Source organism: Roseivivax sp. CAU 1753, from assembly GCF_054482575.1.
In genome coordinates, this window is sequence record NZ_JBTLRF010000004.1 from 170,906 (window position 1) to 186,528 (window position 15,623).

Genomic DNA, 15,623 nt, shown 5'->3' on the forward strand with positions numbered 1-15,623 from the left:
GCCCCGCGCTGCCAAGTCATTCCCGTGCCCTGAGGACCTGCGCTGGGCGCGTCGCGAGGGGCCGCCAGGCAAAGCCCAGACCGGCCAGAAGGGTCGCGATCAGCCCGCCGAACACGATCCCGAGCGCCGAAGGCCAGACCACCGCGAAGGACGTCTCCATCAGGAAGGTCGAGACCGCCCAGCCGCCGAGGATGCCCGCCACGATGGCGACCAGCCCGGCCCCGGCGCCCAGCAGCGCGGATCGCAGCGCAAAGCTTGACAGAATCCGGCCACGGGTCGCGCCCAGCGTCTTGAGGATCGCAGCCTCGTAGGTCCGCGCCTGTTCGCCCGCCGCCGCCGCACCGATCAGCACCAGAAAACCGGTCACCAGCGTTGCCGCAGCCCCCCAGCGCACTGCCTCGGCGATGCCGTCCAGCAATTCGGACACCCGGTCGATGGCGTCGCGGACCCCGATGGCGGTGACGTTGGGCAAGGCTTCGGCCACCGCGCGCAGGACGCGGGCCTCTTGCCCCGCCTCGGCATAGACCGTCGAGATGAAGGTATGCGGGGCGGCCTCAACCGCGGCCGGGTTCATCGTCATCACGAAGCCGATGCCCGCGGTCGAGAAGTCCACGACGCGGAACGACGTGATCCGGGCGGTGATGTCGCGGCCCAGGATGTTGACGGTGATCGTGTCTCCCAGCGACAGGCCAAGTTCCAGCGCCTCTTCCTCCGCAAAGCTGATCTGCGGCGGGCCGGTGTAATCCTCGGGCCACCATTCGCCTTGGGTGATGCGGGTGCGGCTGTCGGGCAGGGCGGCATAGGTGATGCCCCGGTCGCCCCGGATCACCCAGTGATCGCCCGCCACTTCGGTCGCGGGCACGCCGTTGATTTCGGTGATGACCCCGCGCAGCATCGGCGCGCTGTCGATGCGGCTGACCGCATCGTCGTTTCCGACAATGTCGCGGAAAACCGGCATCTGATCCTTCTGGATGTCGACGAAGAAATAGGACGGGGCCACGTCGGGCAAGTCCCGGTCGATGGCCGAGCGCAGGTTGCCGTCGATCTGGCCGATGGCCGCCAGAACGGCAAGGCCAAGACCCAGCGACAGCACCACCGAGGACGCCTCTTCGCGCGGACCGCCGATCGAGGCCAGGGCCCAGCGCAGCGCCGCGCGCCCCCGGGCCGGGCGGGTCGCGCGCCTGGCGGCCCAGCGAATGACGAAGGCCGCGCCCACCAGGATAAGCAGCGACCCAAGGATGCCGCCCGCGGTCCAGAGCGTCAGCCGCGCATCGCCCGAAAAGGTCATCGCCGTGGCGACCAGCACCACCAGCAGAACCGCCGTCGCCACGAGGTAGCGCGGCGCGGGCAGCGCCTTGGCCGATGACAGCGCGTCGCGGAACAGGGTCGCCGCACGGACGTCTTCGGTGCGCGCGAGCGGCCAGAGCGTGAACAGAAGCGCCGTCAGAACGCCATAGATCGCAGCCTCGATCAGCGGTGCCGGGTGCAGCGTGAACAGCGTCGGCACCGGCAGCGCGTCCGAGATCAGCGGCGCGAACAGAAGCGGCACACCGGCCCCCAGCACGAGGCCAAGTACGATGCCCAGCAGGGCCAGAACGCCCACCTGGATGAAATAGGTCAGAAAGATTGTCTCGCGCGTTGCGCCCAGCGTGCGCAGGGTGGCGATCACGGATGTCTTGCGCGCCAGATACGCCCGCACCGCCGCCGAGACGCCGATGCCGCCAACCGCAAGCCCGGACAGCCCCACCAGCACCAGAAACGCGCCCAGCCGGTCGACGAACCGCGCCGTGCCGGGGGCACCGTTGCGGGCATCGCGCCAGCGGATACCGGCGTCGCGATAGCGGTCCTCGGCTTCGGTCTTGATCGCGTCGAGGTCGGTGCCCTCGGGCAGGACCATGCGATACTCGGTCTCGAACAGGGTGCCCGGCTCCAGAAGGCCCGCCCCCTCCAGCGCGTCTGTGCGCAGCATGGTGCGCGGACCGAGGTCGAACCCGCCGCCCGCATCGTCGGGCTCGGTCTCGATCACCGCACTGAGGGTGAAGGTCTTGGTGCCCAGCTTGAACCTGTCGCCCGGGGCGATGCCCAGCCGGTCGGCCAGGATCGGGGCCATCACCGCGCGGTCCCCGGCAAGGGCCTCCGCCAGCGGCATATCGGGTGTCAGCAGCACCTGCCCGAGCAGCGGATAGGCGGCATCCACCGCCTTGATCTGGGTCAGGCCCCGCTCGGCCGCGTCGCCCTCGCCGACCACCGCCATGGAGCGGAAATCGACCACTTCGGAAACCTCGGTCGCGACGCTGTCGAGCCATGCGCGCTCGGCTTCGGTGGCGTAGCGATAGGTAAATTGCGCCTCTGCGTCACCGCCCAGAAGGATCGCGCCCTGATCCTCAAGCCCGGCCTGGATCGCCGAACGCACAGAGCCGACCCCGGCAATCGCGGCCACCCCCAGTGCGAGACACGCAAGAAAGATGCGAAACCCCTTCAGCCCGCCGCGCAGTTCCCGCCGGGCGAAGGTCGCGGCTGTCTGCAGGCTCATTCCGCGGCCTCGGCCATGGCGTCGGTCGAGACGCGCCCGTCGGTCAGGGTGACCACGCGGTCGCAGCGATCGGCCAGCGCGGGCGCATGGGTGACCAGCACAAGTGTCGCACCGTGGCGGTCGCGCAGCCCGAAGAGCATGTTCATGATCGCCTCGCCGTTGACCCCATCGAGGTTGCCCGTGGGCTCGTCCGCCAGCAGGATCTCGGGGCGCGGCGCGGCGGCGCGGGCCAGCGCCACGCGCTGCTGTTCGCCACCCGACATCTGTGCCGGGTAGTGATCGGCACGATGGCCAAGGCCGATGGCCTCAAGCTCGGCGCGGGCCTTGTCGAAGGCGTCGCGGTCGCCCGCCAATTCCAGCGGCGTCGCCACGTTTTCCAGCGCCGTCATCGTCGGGATCAGGTGAAACGACTGAAAGACGATGCCCATGTGATTGCGCCTGAACCGCGCGAGCCCGTCTTCGTTCATCGCCGTCAGGTCCTGACCCAGCGCCATCACCGACCCGTCCGTCGCCCGTTCGAGTCCGCCCATCAGCATCAGGAGCGACGATTTGCCCGACCCGGACGGCCCGACCAGGCCCAGGGTTTCGCCCTTGTGGACGTCGAGAGAGATGCCGTGCAGAATCTCCACCATCCCGGCATTGCCGTTCAAGCTGAGAGTGACATCTTTAAGGGAAAGCACGATTTCCGTGGGAGTGGCCATGTCGAGCAATATCCGCATTATACAAATGATCAGTTGGTTCAGATATGGGGCAACGCGCGCCGCGTTCAACGCATGTGTGGCGCTGATGCTGCTGTGCGGCACCGCACAGGCAAAGGAACTGGAGCTTGTGGCCCTAGGCGATTCGCTGACCCAGGGCTACGGGCTGCCCCGCAACCAGGGCTTCGTGCCGACCCTGCAAAGATGGCTGGACGCGTCGGGACGGGATGTCAACGTGGTCAATGCAGGGGTGTCGGGCGACACCACGGCGGGCGGGCTGTCGCGCGTGGCGTGGTCGTTGTCAGAGGACACGGACGCGCTGATCGTGGCGCTTGGCGGCAACGACCTTCTGCGCGGTATCGCGCCCGCGACATCGCGCGCCAACCTCGACGGGATCCTGAAGGTGGCCCGGGATCGCGGTCTGCCGGTGCTGTTGGTCGGTCTGTACGCGCCGTCTAACTACGGACCCGACTACAAGCGGGCGTTTGACGCGCTTTATGTCGAACTGGCGCAGGAATACGACACGCTGTTCTACCCGGAGTTCTTTGCCGGGCTGCGCGATGGCAACGGCGCGGGCCCCACCAACCTGATGGATTACATGCAGAATGACGGCATACATCCCAATGAGGATGGGGTGGTGCGTATCGTCAACGATATCGGGCCGGTGGTAGTCGAACTACTCGACGCCGCGGGCGGGCAGGACTGACCTCAGGCGTGCATCGGCACAAGTGGAGGTCGTAAACACCGCCGCGGGTCGTCCAGGCCCTGGTCACGGTCGATCCCGTCGGGGACGTCGATCCGGGCAGGGCCGCTGCCGTTGCGGCCGATCCCGATTCCCCCGCGCCGATGCCGACGCCGGTGCCTGCACCGCGGTCGATCGTGCCTGCACCGCGGTCGATCCGGGTGCCGGTGCAGATCCCGGTGCCGACGGTGATGCCCGCGCCAACGGAGATCTCAGTGCCAGCGTCGATCTTGATCAGGTTAAGGGGAGTTTCCAGCGCCGCTGCCGGTGTCTGCGCCGGTGCCTTCGCCCAAGTCTTCGCCGCTGCCTACGTCGACGCCAGGGTGCGCCGGACCGGTCAGGCCGTGCGCGATACTTCGAATTGGCTCTGCGACTGTCGTCCGAGTTGCGCGATCATGGCAAGCACGATGCCTGTCATTGCGATCCCGAGGTAAAGCGCCAGGCCCATCCAGACGCCGATGCTGAAGGTCATGACGCCAAGCATCGCCACAAGACCGCCAATACAGCTGCTGCCGATCAATGCGATGATCATCATGTTATGCACCCTTTCCGTCGTGTCAGTCTTACGGTGTTTCATTACGAAATCATTAAGGGGTCTTGATTGCGGCAGGATCAGGGCAGGCGCGGGGCGATCTGTTGTCTGTCCTTGCTGGACAAAATAATCGCACGCCAAAGGTGATGGGGCAAGCGCGCCACCAGTTTGCGCGAGATTTCGGCGTATTCCGTCTCACCGGCGAGCATGCGCAGGTAGTCGTGCTTGAGTGTTCGGGACCGCATGAAGCTCTTGATGAAGCCGTCGCGCAGGCGGGGCTGAAACAGCAGGGGCCGGATCGCCCGGGCGTGGCGCATGGCGCTGTGGATGGGCCGCAACTGACGAATATAGCGTGCGAGGACCGTCTCGGGCGCACCGGCGGCAAGGGCCGCGAGTGTGGCCTCGGCGGCGATGCGGCCCGACTCCAGCGCGTAGGCGATGCCCTCACCGGTGATCGGGTCGACCAGTCCCGCCGCGTCGCCCACGAGCAGGACCTGTCCCTGCCCGGGCACCCGGCGCGGCGCGCCGAAGGGCAGGAACTGGCCCTTGACCCTGGCGTCATCGGGCAGGCCAAGCGTCTTCAGATACGCCGCCAGCCGATGCTTCATGTCGGGATTGCGCAGATGCACGCCGCCGATGCCGATGGTGGTGCCGCAGGTTTTGGGAAAGACCCAGCCATAGCCCCAGTCCGCCGCGCCGAAGTCAATGCGCATGACCCGGTCGGGTCCGGTCTCGAGGCGTTCGACCTCAAGCGCGAAGCCGATATTGCCGGGATCGAAGGGGCGACCGAACAGGCTGCGTGCCACCATGCTCGACACGCCGTCGGCACCGATCAGCACCGGTGCGGTCAGGCGGAGATCGCCGACGCTTAGGCCGGGCGTCGCGATGTCGAGTGTCGAGGGCGCGGTGCCGGTAAAGCTGTGCGCGCCCGCGGTCTCGGCGGCATTGAAAAGCGCCGCGTCCAGGGATTTGCGCATCGCCAGATGGATCGGCGGCACATCCTCGAAATGCCCGATTTCGCGCCCGAAGGCCCCGAAAGTGACGGCGGTGGCGGTCAGATACGGCGCGTCGGGCGCGCCGGTTCCGAAGGCCCGGCCATAGGCCGCCATGGCCCGCCCGGTAAAGCCGCCGCCGCACAGCTTGGGACGGGGGAACGTGGCCTTGTCGACCAGCGCCACCTTCAGCCCCGCAGAGGCCGCCCGTGCCGCCGCGGCGCTGCCGGCCGGACCGGCGCCGACCACGATCAGATCGAAGCGCCGGGTCCTGTCCATGTCAGGCGACGATGACTTTCGTCCCCGTCGGCACCCGGTTGTACAGGTCGATCACATGGTCGTTGATCATCCGGATGCAGCCGTTCGATACCGACCGCCCGATCGAAGAGGGCTGCGTGGTGCCGTGGATACGATAGAACGTATCGCGCCCGTTCTGGAACAGATAGAGCGCGCGCGCGCCCAGCGGGTTCGACTGGCCACCGGGCTGGACATAGTCATTGTCCTTGAACCGGCCGTAGACCTCGGGGTCGCGCTCGATCATTTCCTCGGTCGGACGCCAGGTCGGCCATTCCTTCTTGACCTGGATGATCGCTTCGCCGGAAAATTCCAGCCCGGCCTTGCCCACGCCGACGCCATAACGCCGCGCGAGACCCGGGGCCTCGACGAAATAGAGGAAATGCGCGCGCGGCAGAATGATGATCTGTTGCGGTGCAAGCGTGGGTTTCACCCGTACCGTCTGCGGCAGGAAAATGGGGTTGAGCTGAAATCCCTGGGCTTGCGCGATGGCAGGCGCGGCAAGGGTCGCCGTGGCAGCGGCGATGAATGTGCGACGTGTAAACATGGGCAGACCTTTTTTATCGAGCAGACCCGCAATAGTGAAGGCTCTGGTGTGTCGCGCAAGCGCTCGCGGTTGCGTGATGCGCGGGTGATGGCCTCGGGGCCACACCATAGATACAATCCGCACGATGGCGTTTTGTTCCCTTCGCACATGGGGGTCGGAACCGCCTTGTGCACCGGACCTGCGCGAATCCGCCGCGCCCGGTTTGCAAATCATGGCAGGATGCGTATCTTGCAGGGGACCGACGAGCACCCGCACGCGATGCGGCCTCATCCAAACTCACTCCCAATCAGAACTGGACTTTTCATGACCGAGGTAAAAAGCGGCGACACTGTTGCTATCCACTATACCGGTACGCTCAATGACGGCTCGACCTTCGATTCGAGCGCCGGGCGCGATCCGCTCGAATTTACGGTTGGATCGGGCCAGATCATCCCCGGCCTCGATCAGGCGCTGCCCGGCATGAGCGTCGGCGACAAGAAGTCGGTCGCGATCGCGGCGGACGACGCTTACGGCCAGCGTCAGGAAGAAGCATTGCAGTCCGTGCCGCGCGAACAGGTCCCGGCGGATATCCCGCTCGAGGTCGGCACACAGCTTCAGGTCCAGACGCCGACTGGCCAGGTCATGCCGGTGATGGTCGCCGAGGTCACCGAGACCGAAGTGACCCTGGATGCCAACCATCCGCTGGCGGGCAAGGACCTGAACTTCGACATCGAACTTGTGGACATCAAGGCCGCCTGATCCATCGGTGCGGCGCTGACTGCGCCGCGCGTCGACAGGATGACAAGGGCCGGGCGTCGGGCGCCCGGTCTTTTTTTGCGCGGGGGCGTTTTTTGCCGCTGCCGAAGTGAATGGTGCTGCAGGGGTCTGGTGTGGGGTGTTGCCGCGAGGCCCCGGATCAGGTCCGGGGCAGCACGGGCATCATGGTCCGGATTTGTGGCCACGGCCCGGATGCGGCGCGACCGTCTTGAAGCCGCGTCACATCCGGGATGCGTCGCCTCGGCATCCGGGGGGGCGGGGCGCGGCGCAGGCGGTCAGTCGCGCTTGCCTGCGAACCGGACCTGCCACTCTTCGCGCTCGGCGTCGGTGATCTTGCGGAAGGTCACCTCGGGCACGCTGAAGGCATGGCCCGCCGGCAGCGCCTGAAGCGCTGCGTTCACATCCTCGGGCCAGGCGGCCTGCGCATCGCCCATCGCCGCGAGCAGTTGCGCCGAGGCATCGGGAATGAACGGCGCGGACAGCACGGCATAGAGCCGGATGAGGTTGAGGCCCAGACGGATCTGCATCGCCGCGGCCTCCGGGTCCTGCTTGAAGGTCGACCAGGGCGCGGCCTCTTGCAGGTACTCGTTGCCCAGCACCCAGATCGCGCGCAGGGAGGCGGCGGATTTGCGCACCTCCATCGCCTCCATATGGCGTTCGTACTCGGCCAGCCTTTCCGACAGCGCGACCACAAGCGCGGTTTCGCGATCGGTGAAGCTGCCGCCCTCGGGCACGACCTCGCCGAATTTCGAGCGACAGAACTTGGTGACCCGGCTGGCGAAATTGCCCAAGACATCGGCCAGATCCTTGTTCACCGAAGTCTGAAAATTTTCCCATGTGAACTCGGCGTCCGAGCTTTCGGGCGCATGGCTCAGCAGCCACCAGCGCCAGTAATCCGCGGGCAAAATGTCCAGCGCCTGGTCCATGAAGACACCGCGCCCGCGCGAGGTCGAGAACTGGCCACCCTCATAGTTCAGGTAGTTGAACGACTTGATGTAATCGACCAGCTTCCAGGGCTCCCGGCTGCCGAGGATGGTGGCCGGAAAGGACAGGGTGTGGAACGGCACGTTGTCCTTGCCCATGAACTGGGTGTAGCGCACGTCGTCCGCACCCTGATCGGTGCGCCACCAGCGCTGCCAGTTGTCGCCCTTGCCGGCCGCGACCCATTCCTGGGCGCTGGCGATGTATTCGATCGGCGCGTCGAACCAGACGTAGAAGACCTTGCCCTCCATGCCGGGCCAGTCCTGATCGCCGCGCCTGACCGGGATGCCCCAGTCGAGATCGCGGGTGATGCCGCGATCCTGCAGACCGTCGCCGTCATTGAGCCATTTCTTCGCGATCGAGGTGGTCAGGATCGGCCAGTCGGTCTTGCCGTCGATCCAGGCGGCCAGCTCGTCCTTCATCTGGCTTTGGCAGAGATAGAGATGCTTGGTCTCGCGCATCTCGAGGTCGGTGGCACCCGAGATCGTCGAGCGCGGATCGATCAGGTCGACCGGGTCGAGCTGCTTGGTGCAGTTGTCGCACTGATCGCCGCGCGCCTCCTCGAAGCCGCAGTTGGGGCAGGTGCCCTCGATGTAGCGGTCGGGCAGGTAGCGCCCGTCGGTGGGTGAATACATCTGCGTCTCCGAGACCTCGCGGATCAGGCCCCGGTCGGCAAGCACGCCCGCGAAATGCTGCGTCAGCGCATGGTTCTGCGGCGAGGAGGAGCGCCCGAAGTGATCGAAGGACAGGCGGAAACCGTCGGCGATGCGGCGTTGGACGGCGTGCATCTCGGCGCAGTATTCGGCGACCGGCTGACCGGCCTTGCGGGCCGCCAGTTCGGCCGGCGTGCCGTGTTCGTCGGTGGCGCAGAGAAACAGCACCTCGTGGCCGCGCGCACGCTGGTAGCGGGCGAAGAGATCGGCGGGCAGTTGCGAGCCCACGAGATTGCCCAGGTGCTTGATGCCGTTGATATACGGGATCGCGGAAGTGATGAGATGTCGTGCCATGTCGCGTGCCTCGGGGTCCTGGGTGCGGGCTTTCGGGCCGTGTAGCCCATCGTCGCTGCGGGGGCCAGTGGGTGATCCGGAGGCGCGCGATCCGGCGGGGCGGGCGTGCCGCCCGCGCAGGTCTGGCCCGCTGATCGTGCCGATCATCGGGCAGGGGAGGGGCGCGGCCCCTCTTGGTTGCCCCAGGGGCAACCAATTCACCCCGGCGTTTTTTCCGGAAAGATGAAGGGGGGGCGGTGCCCGGGATGTGACGGGTGCGGTCCGTGATTTGCGGTGCCTGGCGGGGCGGGGCCTGGGGGGGGCGATCAGGATGTTCGGTCGGGCGGTGCGGCGGTGCCGGGGCGTGCCGGGCTGCTGGTCGGGCAATCCCTGGTCCATGTGAGGTCCCAGGCCTTTGGCGGGGCCATGCGGGCGCGCGGGCGATCGGTGCGCCAGAGGGTGCGGCCCGGGCCGTGGCACGGCTCGCTTTGCCAGCGGCTTTCGACCCCGGCGCATCCGCCGGAGCCGGGGGTCAGGACAAGGCCCGTGGGGCGGCACTGGCGGGTGCTGCCGGCCTCGGCGGCCAGTTGCAGGCGGCGCACCGGGGTGAGGCCCGGTGGCTCGGAGAGATCGGCGATGGCCAGCGCCACCGCGCCTGCGCGCAGCGTTTCTTCCAGCGCCCAGAGCCGGTCGATGGGACGCGGGGCGGCGACGAAGAGAAGCCGCGCGGGGTCGCAGAAGGCGGTCATGCCGTCGGGGTTGAGGCCGGAGCCCCCGGGCGGGCCGATCCAGATCACCGGGCCTTGCGTGACCCCGGCCAGTTGCAGCGCGAAGCTGCGCCGGGCGCGGCCGCAAACCTCGTGCACGCGGCCTTCGGTCAGACGGATATCGCCGGTCAGCGCGATCGCGGGCGGGGCCTTCAGGGGGGCGCGTCTGAGGAGGGTTTCGACCATGGGGTGAGTGTAGTTTGTTCGCGCTATGTTCTCAAGTGGGCTTGCGCCCCGCATGACGCCCGCGCGGCGCCCGCGCGACGAAACCGGGCTTGTCCGACAGCGCCGCGCATGCCACCTCTGGTCTTCGGAGGACATGTCGTCATGCGTTTGATTGTGCTTGCTCTTTTGGCCATGACGGCCTGCCCGGTCGCGGCGGCGGAGATCACCGTCTTTGCGGCGGCCTCGACGCGGGATGCCTTGCGCGCGGCGGCGGACCGGTGGACGGCACAGACCGGGCATGACGTGCGGATCGCCCCGGCGGGGTCCTCGGTGCTGGCGCGGCAGATCGCCCGAGGCGCGCCTGCGGACCTGTTCCTGTCGGCCAATGCCGACTGGATGGACTGGCTTTCCGAACAGGGGGCGATCCGGGACGAGACGCGGGTAACGCTGCTGGGCAACCGGCTGGTGCTGATCGGGCATGGCGCGGCGGCAGCGGCGGCGGACCCGCCGGGCCTGTTGCAGCCGGGGGACGATCTGATCGCACGGCTGGGCCCCGAGGGACGGCTGGCCATGGCGCTGGTCGATGCGGTGCCGGCAGGGATTTACGGCAAGGCCGCGCTTGAGACGCTGGGCCTGTGGGACGCGCTGCGCCCGCGCCTGGCAGAGGCCGACAACGTGCGCGCCGCCTTGGCGCTGGTGGCGCTGGGCGAGGCCCCGCTGGGGATCGTCTATGCCAGCGATGCCGCCGCCGAGCCGCGGGTGCACATCGTGGCGCGCATTGCCGAAGACGCGCATCCGCCGATTCGCTATCCCGCCGCGGTCACCCGTACCGGGCGCGCGCCGACGGAGGCCGCCGCGCTGTTGATCTGGCTGCAAGGTCCGCAAGCGCAGGCAATCTTTGCCGCGCATGGCTTTGCGGCGGCCCCCGGTTAGGGTATCGCGGCAGGGATGGAGACGCTTGGACCCGAAGCATGGGAGGCGGTGCGGCTGTCGCTGAAGGTGGCGTTCTGGGCAACGCTCGCGGCGCTGCCCTTTGGCGTGGGTGTGGCCTATCTGCTGGCGCGTGTGCCATTCGCGGGGCGGGGGGTGCTGAACGGGCTGGTGCATCTGCCGCTGATCCTGCCACCGGTGGTGACCGGATACCTGCTGCTTCTGGGCTTCGGTCGGCAAGGACCCGTCGGATCGGTGCTGCACGATCTTTTCGGGATCACCCTGGCCTTCCGCTGGACCGGGGCGGCGCTGGCCGCGGCGATCATGGCCTTCCCGCTGCTGGTCCGCGCGATCCGTCTGGCGCTCGAGGCGGTGGATCCGGGGCTCGAGGCGGCGGCGGCGACGCTCGGGGCCTCGCGGCTGCGGGTCTTCGTGACCGTCACCCTGCCGTTGATCCTGCCCGGGGTGGTTGCCGGCGGGGTGCTGGCCTTTGCCAAGGCGATGGGCGAATTCGGTGCGACCATCACCTTCGTGTCCAATATTCCGGGCGAGACGCAGACGCTGCCCTCGGCGATCTATGCCTTCCTGCAGGTGCCGGGCGGAGAGGATGCGGCGATGATGCTGGTGGCGATCTCGATCGGCATCGCGATGGCGGCGCTGGCGGTGTCCGAAGTGCTGGCCCGGCGCGTGGCGCGGCGGGTGGCCGGAAGATGACGCTGTCGGTGGCCATCCGTCACGACCTGGGGCAGTTCACCCTCGATGTCGGGTTCGAGGCCCCGGAAGGGGTGACGGTGCTGTTCGGGCGGTCGGGGTCGGGCAAGACCTCGGTGATCAATGCGGTGGCCGGGTTGCTGCGGCCGGATCGGGGGCGAATCGTTCTGGATGGCAAGGTGCTGTTCGATGCCGCGTCCCGGCAATCGGTGCCGGTACACCGGCGCAGGCTGGGTTACGTGTTTCAGGACAGCCGCCTGTTTCCGCATCTCGATGTGCGCCAGAACCTGCTTTACGGGCGGCGCGCGCAGGGGCTGGCTGACGCCGGTACGCTGCCGCGAATAGCGGAGCTTCTGGGGATCGAGCCGCTTCTGGCCCGGCGTCCCGGCGCGCTGTCGGGCGGAGAGGCGCAGCGGGTGGCGATCGGGCGGGCGCTGCTGGCAGAGCCGCGCCTGCTGATGATGGACGAGCCGCTGGCGGCGCTCGATGCCCCCCGCAAGGCTGAAATCCTGCCCTATCTCGAACGGCTCCGGGCCGAGACCGGGCTGTCGATCCTGTATGTCAGCCACAACCTGTCCGAGGTGGCGCGGCTGGCGACGCATCTTGTCGTGCTCGACCAGGGGCGGGTGCTGAAGGCGGGTCCCGCCGAGGCCTTGCTGTCCGATCCCGACCTCGTGCCAGTCATGGGGGTGCGCGAGGCCGGGGCGATGCTGCCCGCGCGGGTTCTGGGCCATGACGGCGACGGCTTGACCGGGTTGTCGGTTTCGGGCGGCACGCTGTGGCTGCCGCGGATCGACGCCGCGGTGGGCACCGCGCTGCGGGTGCGGATCCTGGCGCAGGACGTGATCGTCGCGACCGAGCGGCCGACCCATATCTCGGCGCTCAACATCCTGCCCGCAAGGGTGATGGCGCTGCGCATGGGCGAGGGGCCGGGGATGATCGCGCAGCTGGCCGTCGGGCAGGACACGATCCTCGCGCGGGTCACGCGGCGCAGCGCCGACGCGCTCGACCTGCACGAAGGGCGGGCCTGTTTTGCGGTGATGAAATCGGTGGCGGTCGCGCCGACGGATGTCGGTCGGGGCTTGCGGGTCTGAGCCGACGCGCTAGGGATGACCGCGACAAAAGGAGCCTTCCGCAATGAAGAAGAACGCACTTGGCCGGTCCGGCCTGAACGTGACCGAGTTCTGCCTCGGGACCATGACCTTCGGCAACCAGACCACGCCCGAAGTGGCGCATGCCCAGATCGAACACGCCGCCGCGGCGGGTGTCAATTTCATGGATGCCGCGGAGATGTATCCGGTGAACCCGGTCCGGGCCGAGACCGTGGGCCGCACCGAGGAAATCCTCGGCGACTGGTTCGCAAGCTCCGGTCGGCGGCACGAATGGGTTGTGGCGACGAAGGTGTCTGGGGCGGGCCTTATGGCGGTTCGGGACGGCGCGCCGATCAGCCCGGAGACCCTGACCGAGGCGCTCGGGGCGTCGCTGCGGCGCTTGCAGACGGATGTGATCGACCTCTACCAGCTGCATTGGCCCAATCGCGGGTCCTACGGATTTCGGCAGAACTGGGGCTTCGCGCCCGAGATGCAGGACACCAAGGAGACCCGTCAGCACATGGCCGACGTGCTGGGCTGGGCGGCGCGTGAGGTGGATCGCGGCACGATCCGCGCCATGGGCCTGTCGAATGACAGCGCCTGGGGGACGATGGCGTTCAACCGCATCGCCGAGGCCGAGGGGTTGCCGCGCATGCAGTCGGTGCAGAACGAGTACTCGCTGATGTACCGGATGGCCGATACCGATCTGGCCGAGGTGCTCTTGCATGAAGAGGTCGGGTTCCTGCCCTATTCGCCGCTGGCGGCAGGGCTGTTGTCGGGCAAGTACCAGGACGGTGCCATCCCGAAGGGCAGCCGGATGGCGGTGGATCTTGCCAATGGCGGCGAGGGCGGGCTTGGCGGCCGCAAGACCGACCGCGCCCTGGTGGCGGCGGCGGCCTATCTGCAGGTGGCGCGCGATTTCGGGCACGATCCGGTGCAGATGGCGCTGGCGTGGTCGGCGCGGCGCCCCTTCGTAACCTCGTCGATCTTCGGGGCGACGACGCTGGAGCAACTCGATCACGCATTGGGCGCCGTCGAGACCCGGCTTGGCGACGACTGTCTGGCCGCGCTCGACCGGGTGCACCGGGATCATCCGCTGCCGTTCTGAACGGGCAGCGTCTCATCCGCCCTGAACGGGCGTCTTCGAGGGAGTGGTCGCAATGGAGCCGTGGATCGTGGCGACCCTGGCCGCCGCGGCGTTCCAGACCTTGCGCTTCGCGCTGCACAAGGTCCTGAGCCTGGACGGGTTGTCCGCGACCGGATCGACGCTGACGCGCTTTGTCTATGCGATGCCCTTCGCCTGGGGGTGTTTCGGGCTGTACCTGTGGCTGTCGGTATCGGATCTGCCCGCGCTCGGGGCGGCCTTCTGGGTCTATGCGCCGCTCGGGGCGATCGGGCAGATTCTGGCCACCGTCTGCGTCGTCGCGCTGTTCGAGGCGCGCAATTTCGCCGTCGGGATCACCTTCAAGAAGACCGAGGTGATCCAGACCGCCATCCTCGGCGTGATCGTGCTGGGCGAAGCGGTGTCGCCAGGCGGCTGGATGGCGATCCTGATCGGCCTTGTGGGGGTGTTGCTGCTGTCCGAGACCCCGGGTCTGACCGGGCGCTGGTGGCAGCGGATCGCACCGCGCGCGGTGGCGCTGGGACTGACGGCGGGGTTCTTCTTTGCGGTCTCGGCGGTGGGCTACCGGGGGGCGACGCTGGCGGTTGCCTCGGAGGATGCGTTTCTGCGCGCGGTGATGACCCTGTCCATCGTGACGCTGATGCAATCGTCGGTGCTGGGCCTGTGGCTGAGGATGCGCGCGCCCGGCACGCTGGCGGCGGTCTGGGCGGCGCGGCGTCGGGGCGTCTGGCTGGGCTTTGCCTCGATGGCGGGATCGCTGGGCTGGTTCACCGCCTTCACGCTGCAGACCGCGGCCTATGTGCAGGCGCTGGGGCAGGTCGAGCTGATCTTTTCCATCGCCGTCTCGGCGCTGGTCTTCCGCGAGACGATCACCCGGCGCGAAATCGCGGGGATGGGGGCACTGGCCCTGTCCATCCTGGCGCTGATCGCCGCCCTCTGAGCCAGGCGTTGCGCCCGCGCCGCCAAGCCGCTATCCCGCCGCACCATGACGGACAGACACCCTTCGGGCGCCCCTTGGCGCAACTTTTACGGCCGGTTCAAGGGCAAGGGCCTGCGCAAGGCGCAGGAGGCCTATCTCGACGAGGATCTGGCGCATTACGCGCCCGGAGCGGTCACGTGGGAGGACAATCCGGCGCGCGACGAGATCGACCTTGCGGCGCGGTTCGGGGACAAGCCCGTCTGGCTCGAGGTGGGCTTCGGCGGCGGCGAGCACCTGGTGCATCAGGCGCTGGCCAACCCCGGCACCGGCATCATCGGCTGCGAGCCCTATATCAACGGCGTCGCCATGCTGCTGGGCAAGCTGCGCGACAACCCGGCGCAGAACGTCGCGATCCACCCCGGGGACGTACGGCACCTGTTCGACGTGCTGCCCGCGGCATCGCTTGACAAGGCGTTCCTGCTCTATCCCGACCCGTGGCCGAAAAAGCGCCATCACCGGCGCCGCTTTGTCACCCCCGAGCACCTTGCGCCGCTGGCCCGGGCGCTGAAACCGGGGGCAGAGTTCCGGGTCGCGACCGATATCGGCGACTATGTGCGCCAGACCCTGACCGAGGTGCCGCGCGCCGGCTTCGAATGGCTGGCCGAGGGACCGGACGACTGGCGCAAGCCCTGGGATGACTGGATCTCGACCCGCTACGAGCAAAAGGCGCTGCGCGAGGGCCGGACGCCGCATTACCTGACCTTCCGCAAGCGCTGATCCATTGATCGGTCCGAATGATCCGGCGGTGCGGGTGCAGGCGCACCCGCGCAGGTCCTGTCGTCCAGGGCCCACGGGC

At 68.1% G+C, this 15,623-nt stretch carries 15 protein-coding genes; 8 read left to right on the forward strand and 7 right to left on the reverse strand.

The annotated features are described in order from the left end of the window. Positions 1-16: 16 nt before the first annotated feature. Positions 17-2,533: an ABC transporter permease gene (locus ACXYMN_RS10590; protein ID WP_459013597.1), complete on the reverse strand. Its 2,517-nt coding sequence runs from the start codon at positions 2,531-2,533 to the stop codon at positions 17-19. Next, positions 2,530-3,234: an ABC transporter ATP-binding protein gene (locus tag ACXYMN_RS10595; RefSeq protein WP_459013598.1), complete on the reverse strand. Its 705-nt coding sequence runs from the start codon at positions 3,232-3,234 to the stop codon at positions 2,530-2,532. Before ACXYMN_RS10595 ends, ACXYMN_RS10590 begins: the two co-directional genes overlap by 4 nt. Here ACXYMN_RS10595 and ACXYMN_RS10600 point away from each other — a divergent pair. After that, positions 3,233-3,937, forward strand: coding sequence for an arylesterase (locus tag ACXYMN_RS10600; protein WP_459013599.1), 705 nt, complete (start codon positions 3,233-3,235; stop codon positions 3,935-3,937). The two genes, ACXYMN_RS10595 and ACXYMN_RS10600, sit on opposite strands and share 2 nt — an antisense overlap. 373 nt (positions 3,938-4,310) lie before the next feature. On the opposite strand, the gene ACXYMN_RS10605 is transcribed toward ACXYMN_RS10600, so the two are convergent. The 3 genes from ACXYMN_RS10605 to ACXYMN_RS10615 form a co-directional block, all read right to left on the reverse strand. Next, positions 4,311-4,508 carry a hypothetical protein gene (locus ACXYMN_RS10605; protein WP_459013600.1) on the reverse strand — a complete coding sequence of 66 codons (198 nt, stop codon included), beginning with the start codon at positions 4,506-4,508 and terminating at the stop codon, positions 4,311-4,313. A gap of 77 nt (positions 4,509-4,585) precedes the next feature. Next, entirely contained in the window at positions 4,586-5,776 is a 1,191-nt protein-coding gene (locus ACXYMN_RS10610) for a geranylgeranyl reductase family protein (protein ID WP_459013601.1), read from the reverse strand. A gap of 1 nt (position 5,777) precedes the next feature. After that, on the reverse strand, positions 5,778-6,338 hold the full coding sequence (locus ACXYMN_RS10615) for a L,D-transpeptidase (RefSeq protein WP_459013602.1): 561 nt from the start codon (positions 6,336-6,338) through the stop codon (positions 5,778-5,780). Between the two features lie 303 nt (positions 6,339-6,641). Between ACXYMN_RS10615 and ACXYMN_RS10620 the strand changes: the two genes are divergently transcribed. Beyond that, a complete protein-coding gene (locus ACXYMN_RS10620) occupies positions 6,642-7,076 on the forward strand; it encodes an FKBP-type peptidyl-prolyl cis-trans isomerase (protein WP_459013603.1) in 435 nt (144 codons plus the stop codon). 293 nt (positions 7,077-7,369) lie between these two features. On the opposite strand, the gene metG is transcribed toward ACXYMN_RS10620, so the two are convergent. Beyond that, a complete protein-coding gene (metG, locus tag ACXYMN_RS10625; RefSeq protein ID WP_459013604.1) occupies positions 7,370-9,082 on the reverse strand; it encodes a methionine--tRNA ligase in 1,713 nt (570 codons plus the stop codon). A gap of 305 nt (positions 9,083-9,387) precedes the next feature. Further along, the gene (locus ACXYMN_RS10630) at positions 9,388-10,014 is read right to left on the reverse strand and encodes an ImuA family protein (RefSeq protein WP_459013605.1); all 627 of its coding nucleotides are present in this window, start codon (positions 10,012-10,014) and stop codon (positions 9,388-9,390) included. A gap of 141 nt (positions 10,015-10,155) precedes the next feature. Here ACXYMN_RS10630 and modA point away from each other — a divergent pair, with 141 nt between their 5' ends. Genes modA through trmB form a run of 6 tightly spaced genes read left to right on the forward strand, consistent with a single transcriptional unit; the run spans position 10,156 to position 15,544 of the window. Further along, the gene (gene modA, locus ACXYMN_RS10635; protein ID WP_459013606.1) at positions 10,156-10,926 is read left to right on the forward strand and encodes a molybdate ABC transporter substrate-binding protein; all 771 of its coding nucleotides are present in this window, start codon (positions 10,156-10,158) and stop codon (positions 10,924-10,926) included. A 15-nt stretch (positions 10,927-10,941) separates the two neighbouring features. Then, complete coding sequence (gene modB, locus ACXYMN_RS10640) at positions 10,942-11,637, forward strand: molybdate ABC transporter permease subunit (RefSeq protein WP_459013607.1); 696 nt, start codon at positions 10,942-10,944, stop codon at positions 11,635-11,637. Beyond that, positions 11,634-12,728, forward strand: coding sequence for a molybdenum ABC transporter ATP-binding protein (modC, locus tag ACXYMN_RS10645; RefSeq protein ID WP_459013608.1), 1,095 nt, complete (start codon positions 11,634-11,636; stop codon positions 12,726-12,728). Before modB ends, modC begins: the two co-directional genes overlap by 4 nt. 43 nt (positions 12,729-12,771) lie before the next feature. Further along, a complete protein-coding gene (locus ACXYMN_RS10650; protein WP_459013609.1) occupies positions 12,772-13,833 on the forward strand; it encodes an aldo/keto reductase in 1,062 nt (353 codons plus the stop codon). A 52-nt stretch (positions 13,834-13,885) separates the two neighbouring features. Further along, complete coding sequence (locus tag ACXYMN_RS10655; protein ID WP_459013610.1) at positions 13,886-14,788, forward strand: EamA/RhaT family transporter; 903 nt, start codon at positions 13,886-13,888, stop codon at positions 14,786-14,788. A 45-nt stretch (positions 14,789-14,833) separates the two neighbouring features. Further along, complete coding sequence (trmB, locus tag ACXYMN_RS10660) at positions 14,834-15,544, forward strand: tRNA (guanine(46)-N(7))-methyltransferase TrmB (RefSeq protein ID WP_459013611.1); 711 nt, start codon at positions 14,834-14,836, stop codon at positions 15,542-15,544. The last annotated feature ends 79 nt before the right edge of the window (positions 15,545-15,623 follow it).

What these genes read in the sequence shown, in the direction of transcription:
- ACXYMN_RS10610 (WP_459013601.1), bottom strand. Translation starts at nt 5,776, where the DNA reads ATGGACAGGACCCGGCGCTTCGATCTGATCGTGGTCGGCGCCGGTCCG.
- ACXYMN_RS10650 (WP_459013609.1), top strand. Translation starts at nt 12,772, where the DNA reads ATGAAGAAGAACGCACTTGGCCGGTCCGGCCTGAACGTGACCGAGTTC.
- ACXYMN_RS10605 (WP_459013600.1), bottom strand. Translation starts at nt 4,508, where the DNA reads ATGATGATCATCGCATTGATCGGCAGCAGCTGTATTGGCGGTCTTGTG.
- ACXYMN_RS10620 (WP_459013603.1), top strand. Translation starts at nt 6,642, where the DNA reads ATGACCGAGGTAAAAAGCGGCGACACTGTTGCTATCCACTATACCGGT.
- ACXYMN_RS10655 (WP_459013610.1), top strand. Translation starts at nt 13,886, where the DNA reads ATGGAGCCGTGGATCGTGGCGACCCTGGCCGCCGCGGCGTTCCAGACC.
- metG (WP_459013604.1), bottom strand. Translation starts at nt 9,082, where the DNA reads ATGGCACGACATCTCATCACTTCCGCGATCCCGTATATCAACGGCATC.
- ACXYMN_RS10630 (WP_459013605.1), bottom strand. Translation starts at nt 10,014, where the DNA reads ATGGTCGAAACCCTCCTCAGACGCGCCCCCCTGAAGGCCCCGCCCGCG.
- ACXYMN_RS10590 (WP_459013597.1), bottom strand. Translation starts at nt 2,533, where the DNA reads ATGAGCCTGCAGACAGCCGCGACCTTCGCCCGGCGGGAACTGCGCGGC.
- modA (WP_459013606.1), top strand. Translation starts at nt 10,156, where the DNA reads ATGCGTTTGATTGTGCTTGCTCTTTTGGCCATGACGGCCTGCCCGGTC.
- trmB (WP_459013611.1), top strand. Translation starts at nt 14,834, where the DNA reads ATGACGGACAGACACCCTTCGGGCGCCCCTTGGCGCAACTTTTACGGC.
- ACXYMN_RS10600 (WP_459013599.1), top strand. Translation starts at nt 3,233, where the DNA reads ATGTCGAGCAATATCCGCATTATACAAATGATCAGTTGGTTCAGATAT.
- modB (WP_459013607.1), top strand. Translation starts at nt 10,942, where the DNA reads ATGGAGACGCTTGGACCCGAAGCATGGGAGGCGGTGCGGCTGTCGCTG.
- ACXYMN_RS10595 (WP_459013598.1), bottom strand. Translation starts at nt 3,234, where the DNA reads ATGGCCACTCCCACGGAAATCGTGCTTTCCCTTAAAGATGTCACTCTC.
- ACXYMN_RS10615 (WP_459013602.1), bottom strand. Translation starts at nt 6,338, where the DNA reads ATGTTTACACGTCGCACATTCATCGCCGCTGCCACGGCGACCCTTGCC.
- modC (WP_459013608.1), top strand. Translation starts at nt 11,634, where the DNA reads ATGACGCTGTCGGTGGCCATCCGTCACGACCTGGGGCAGTTCACCCTC.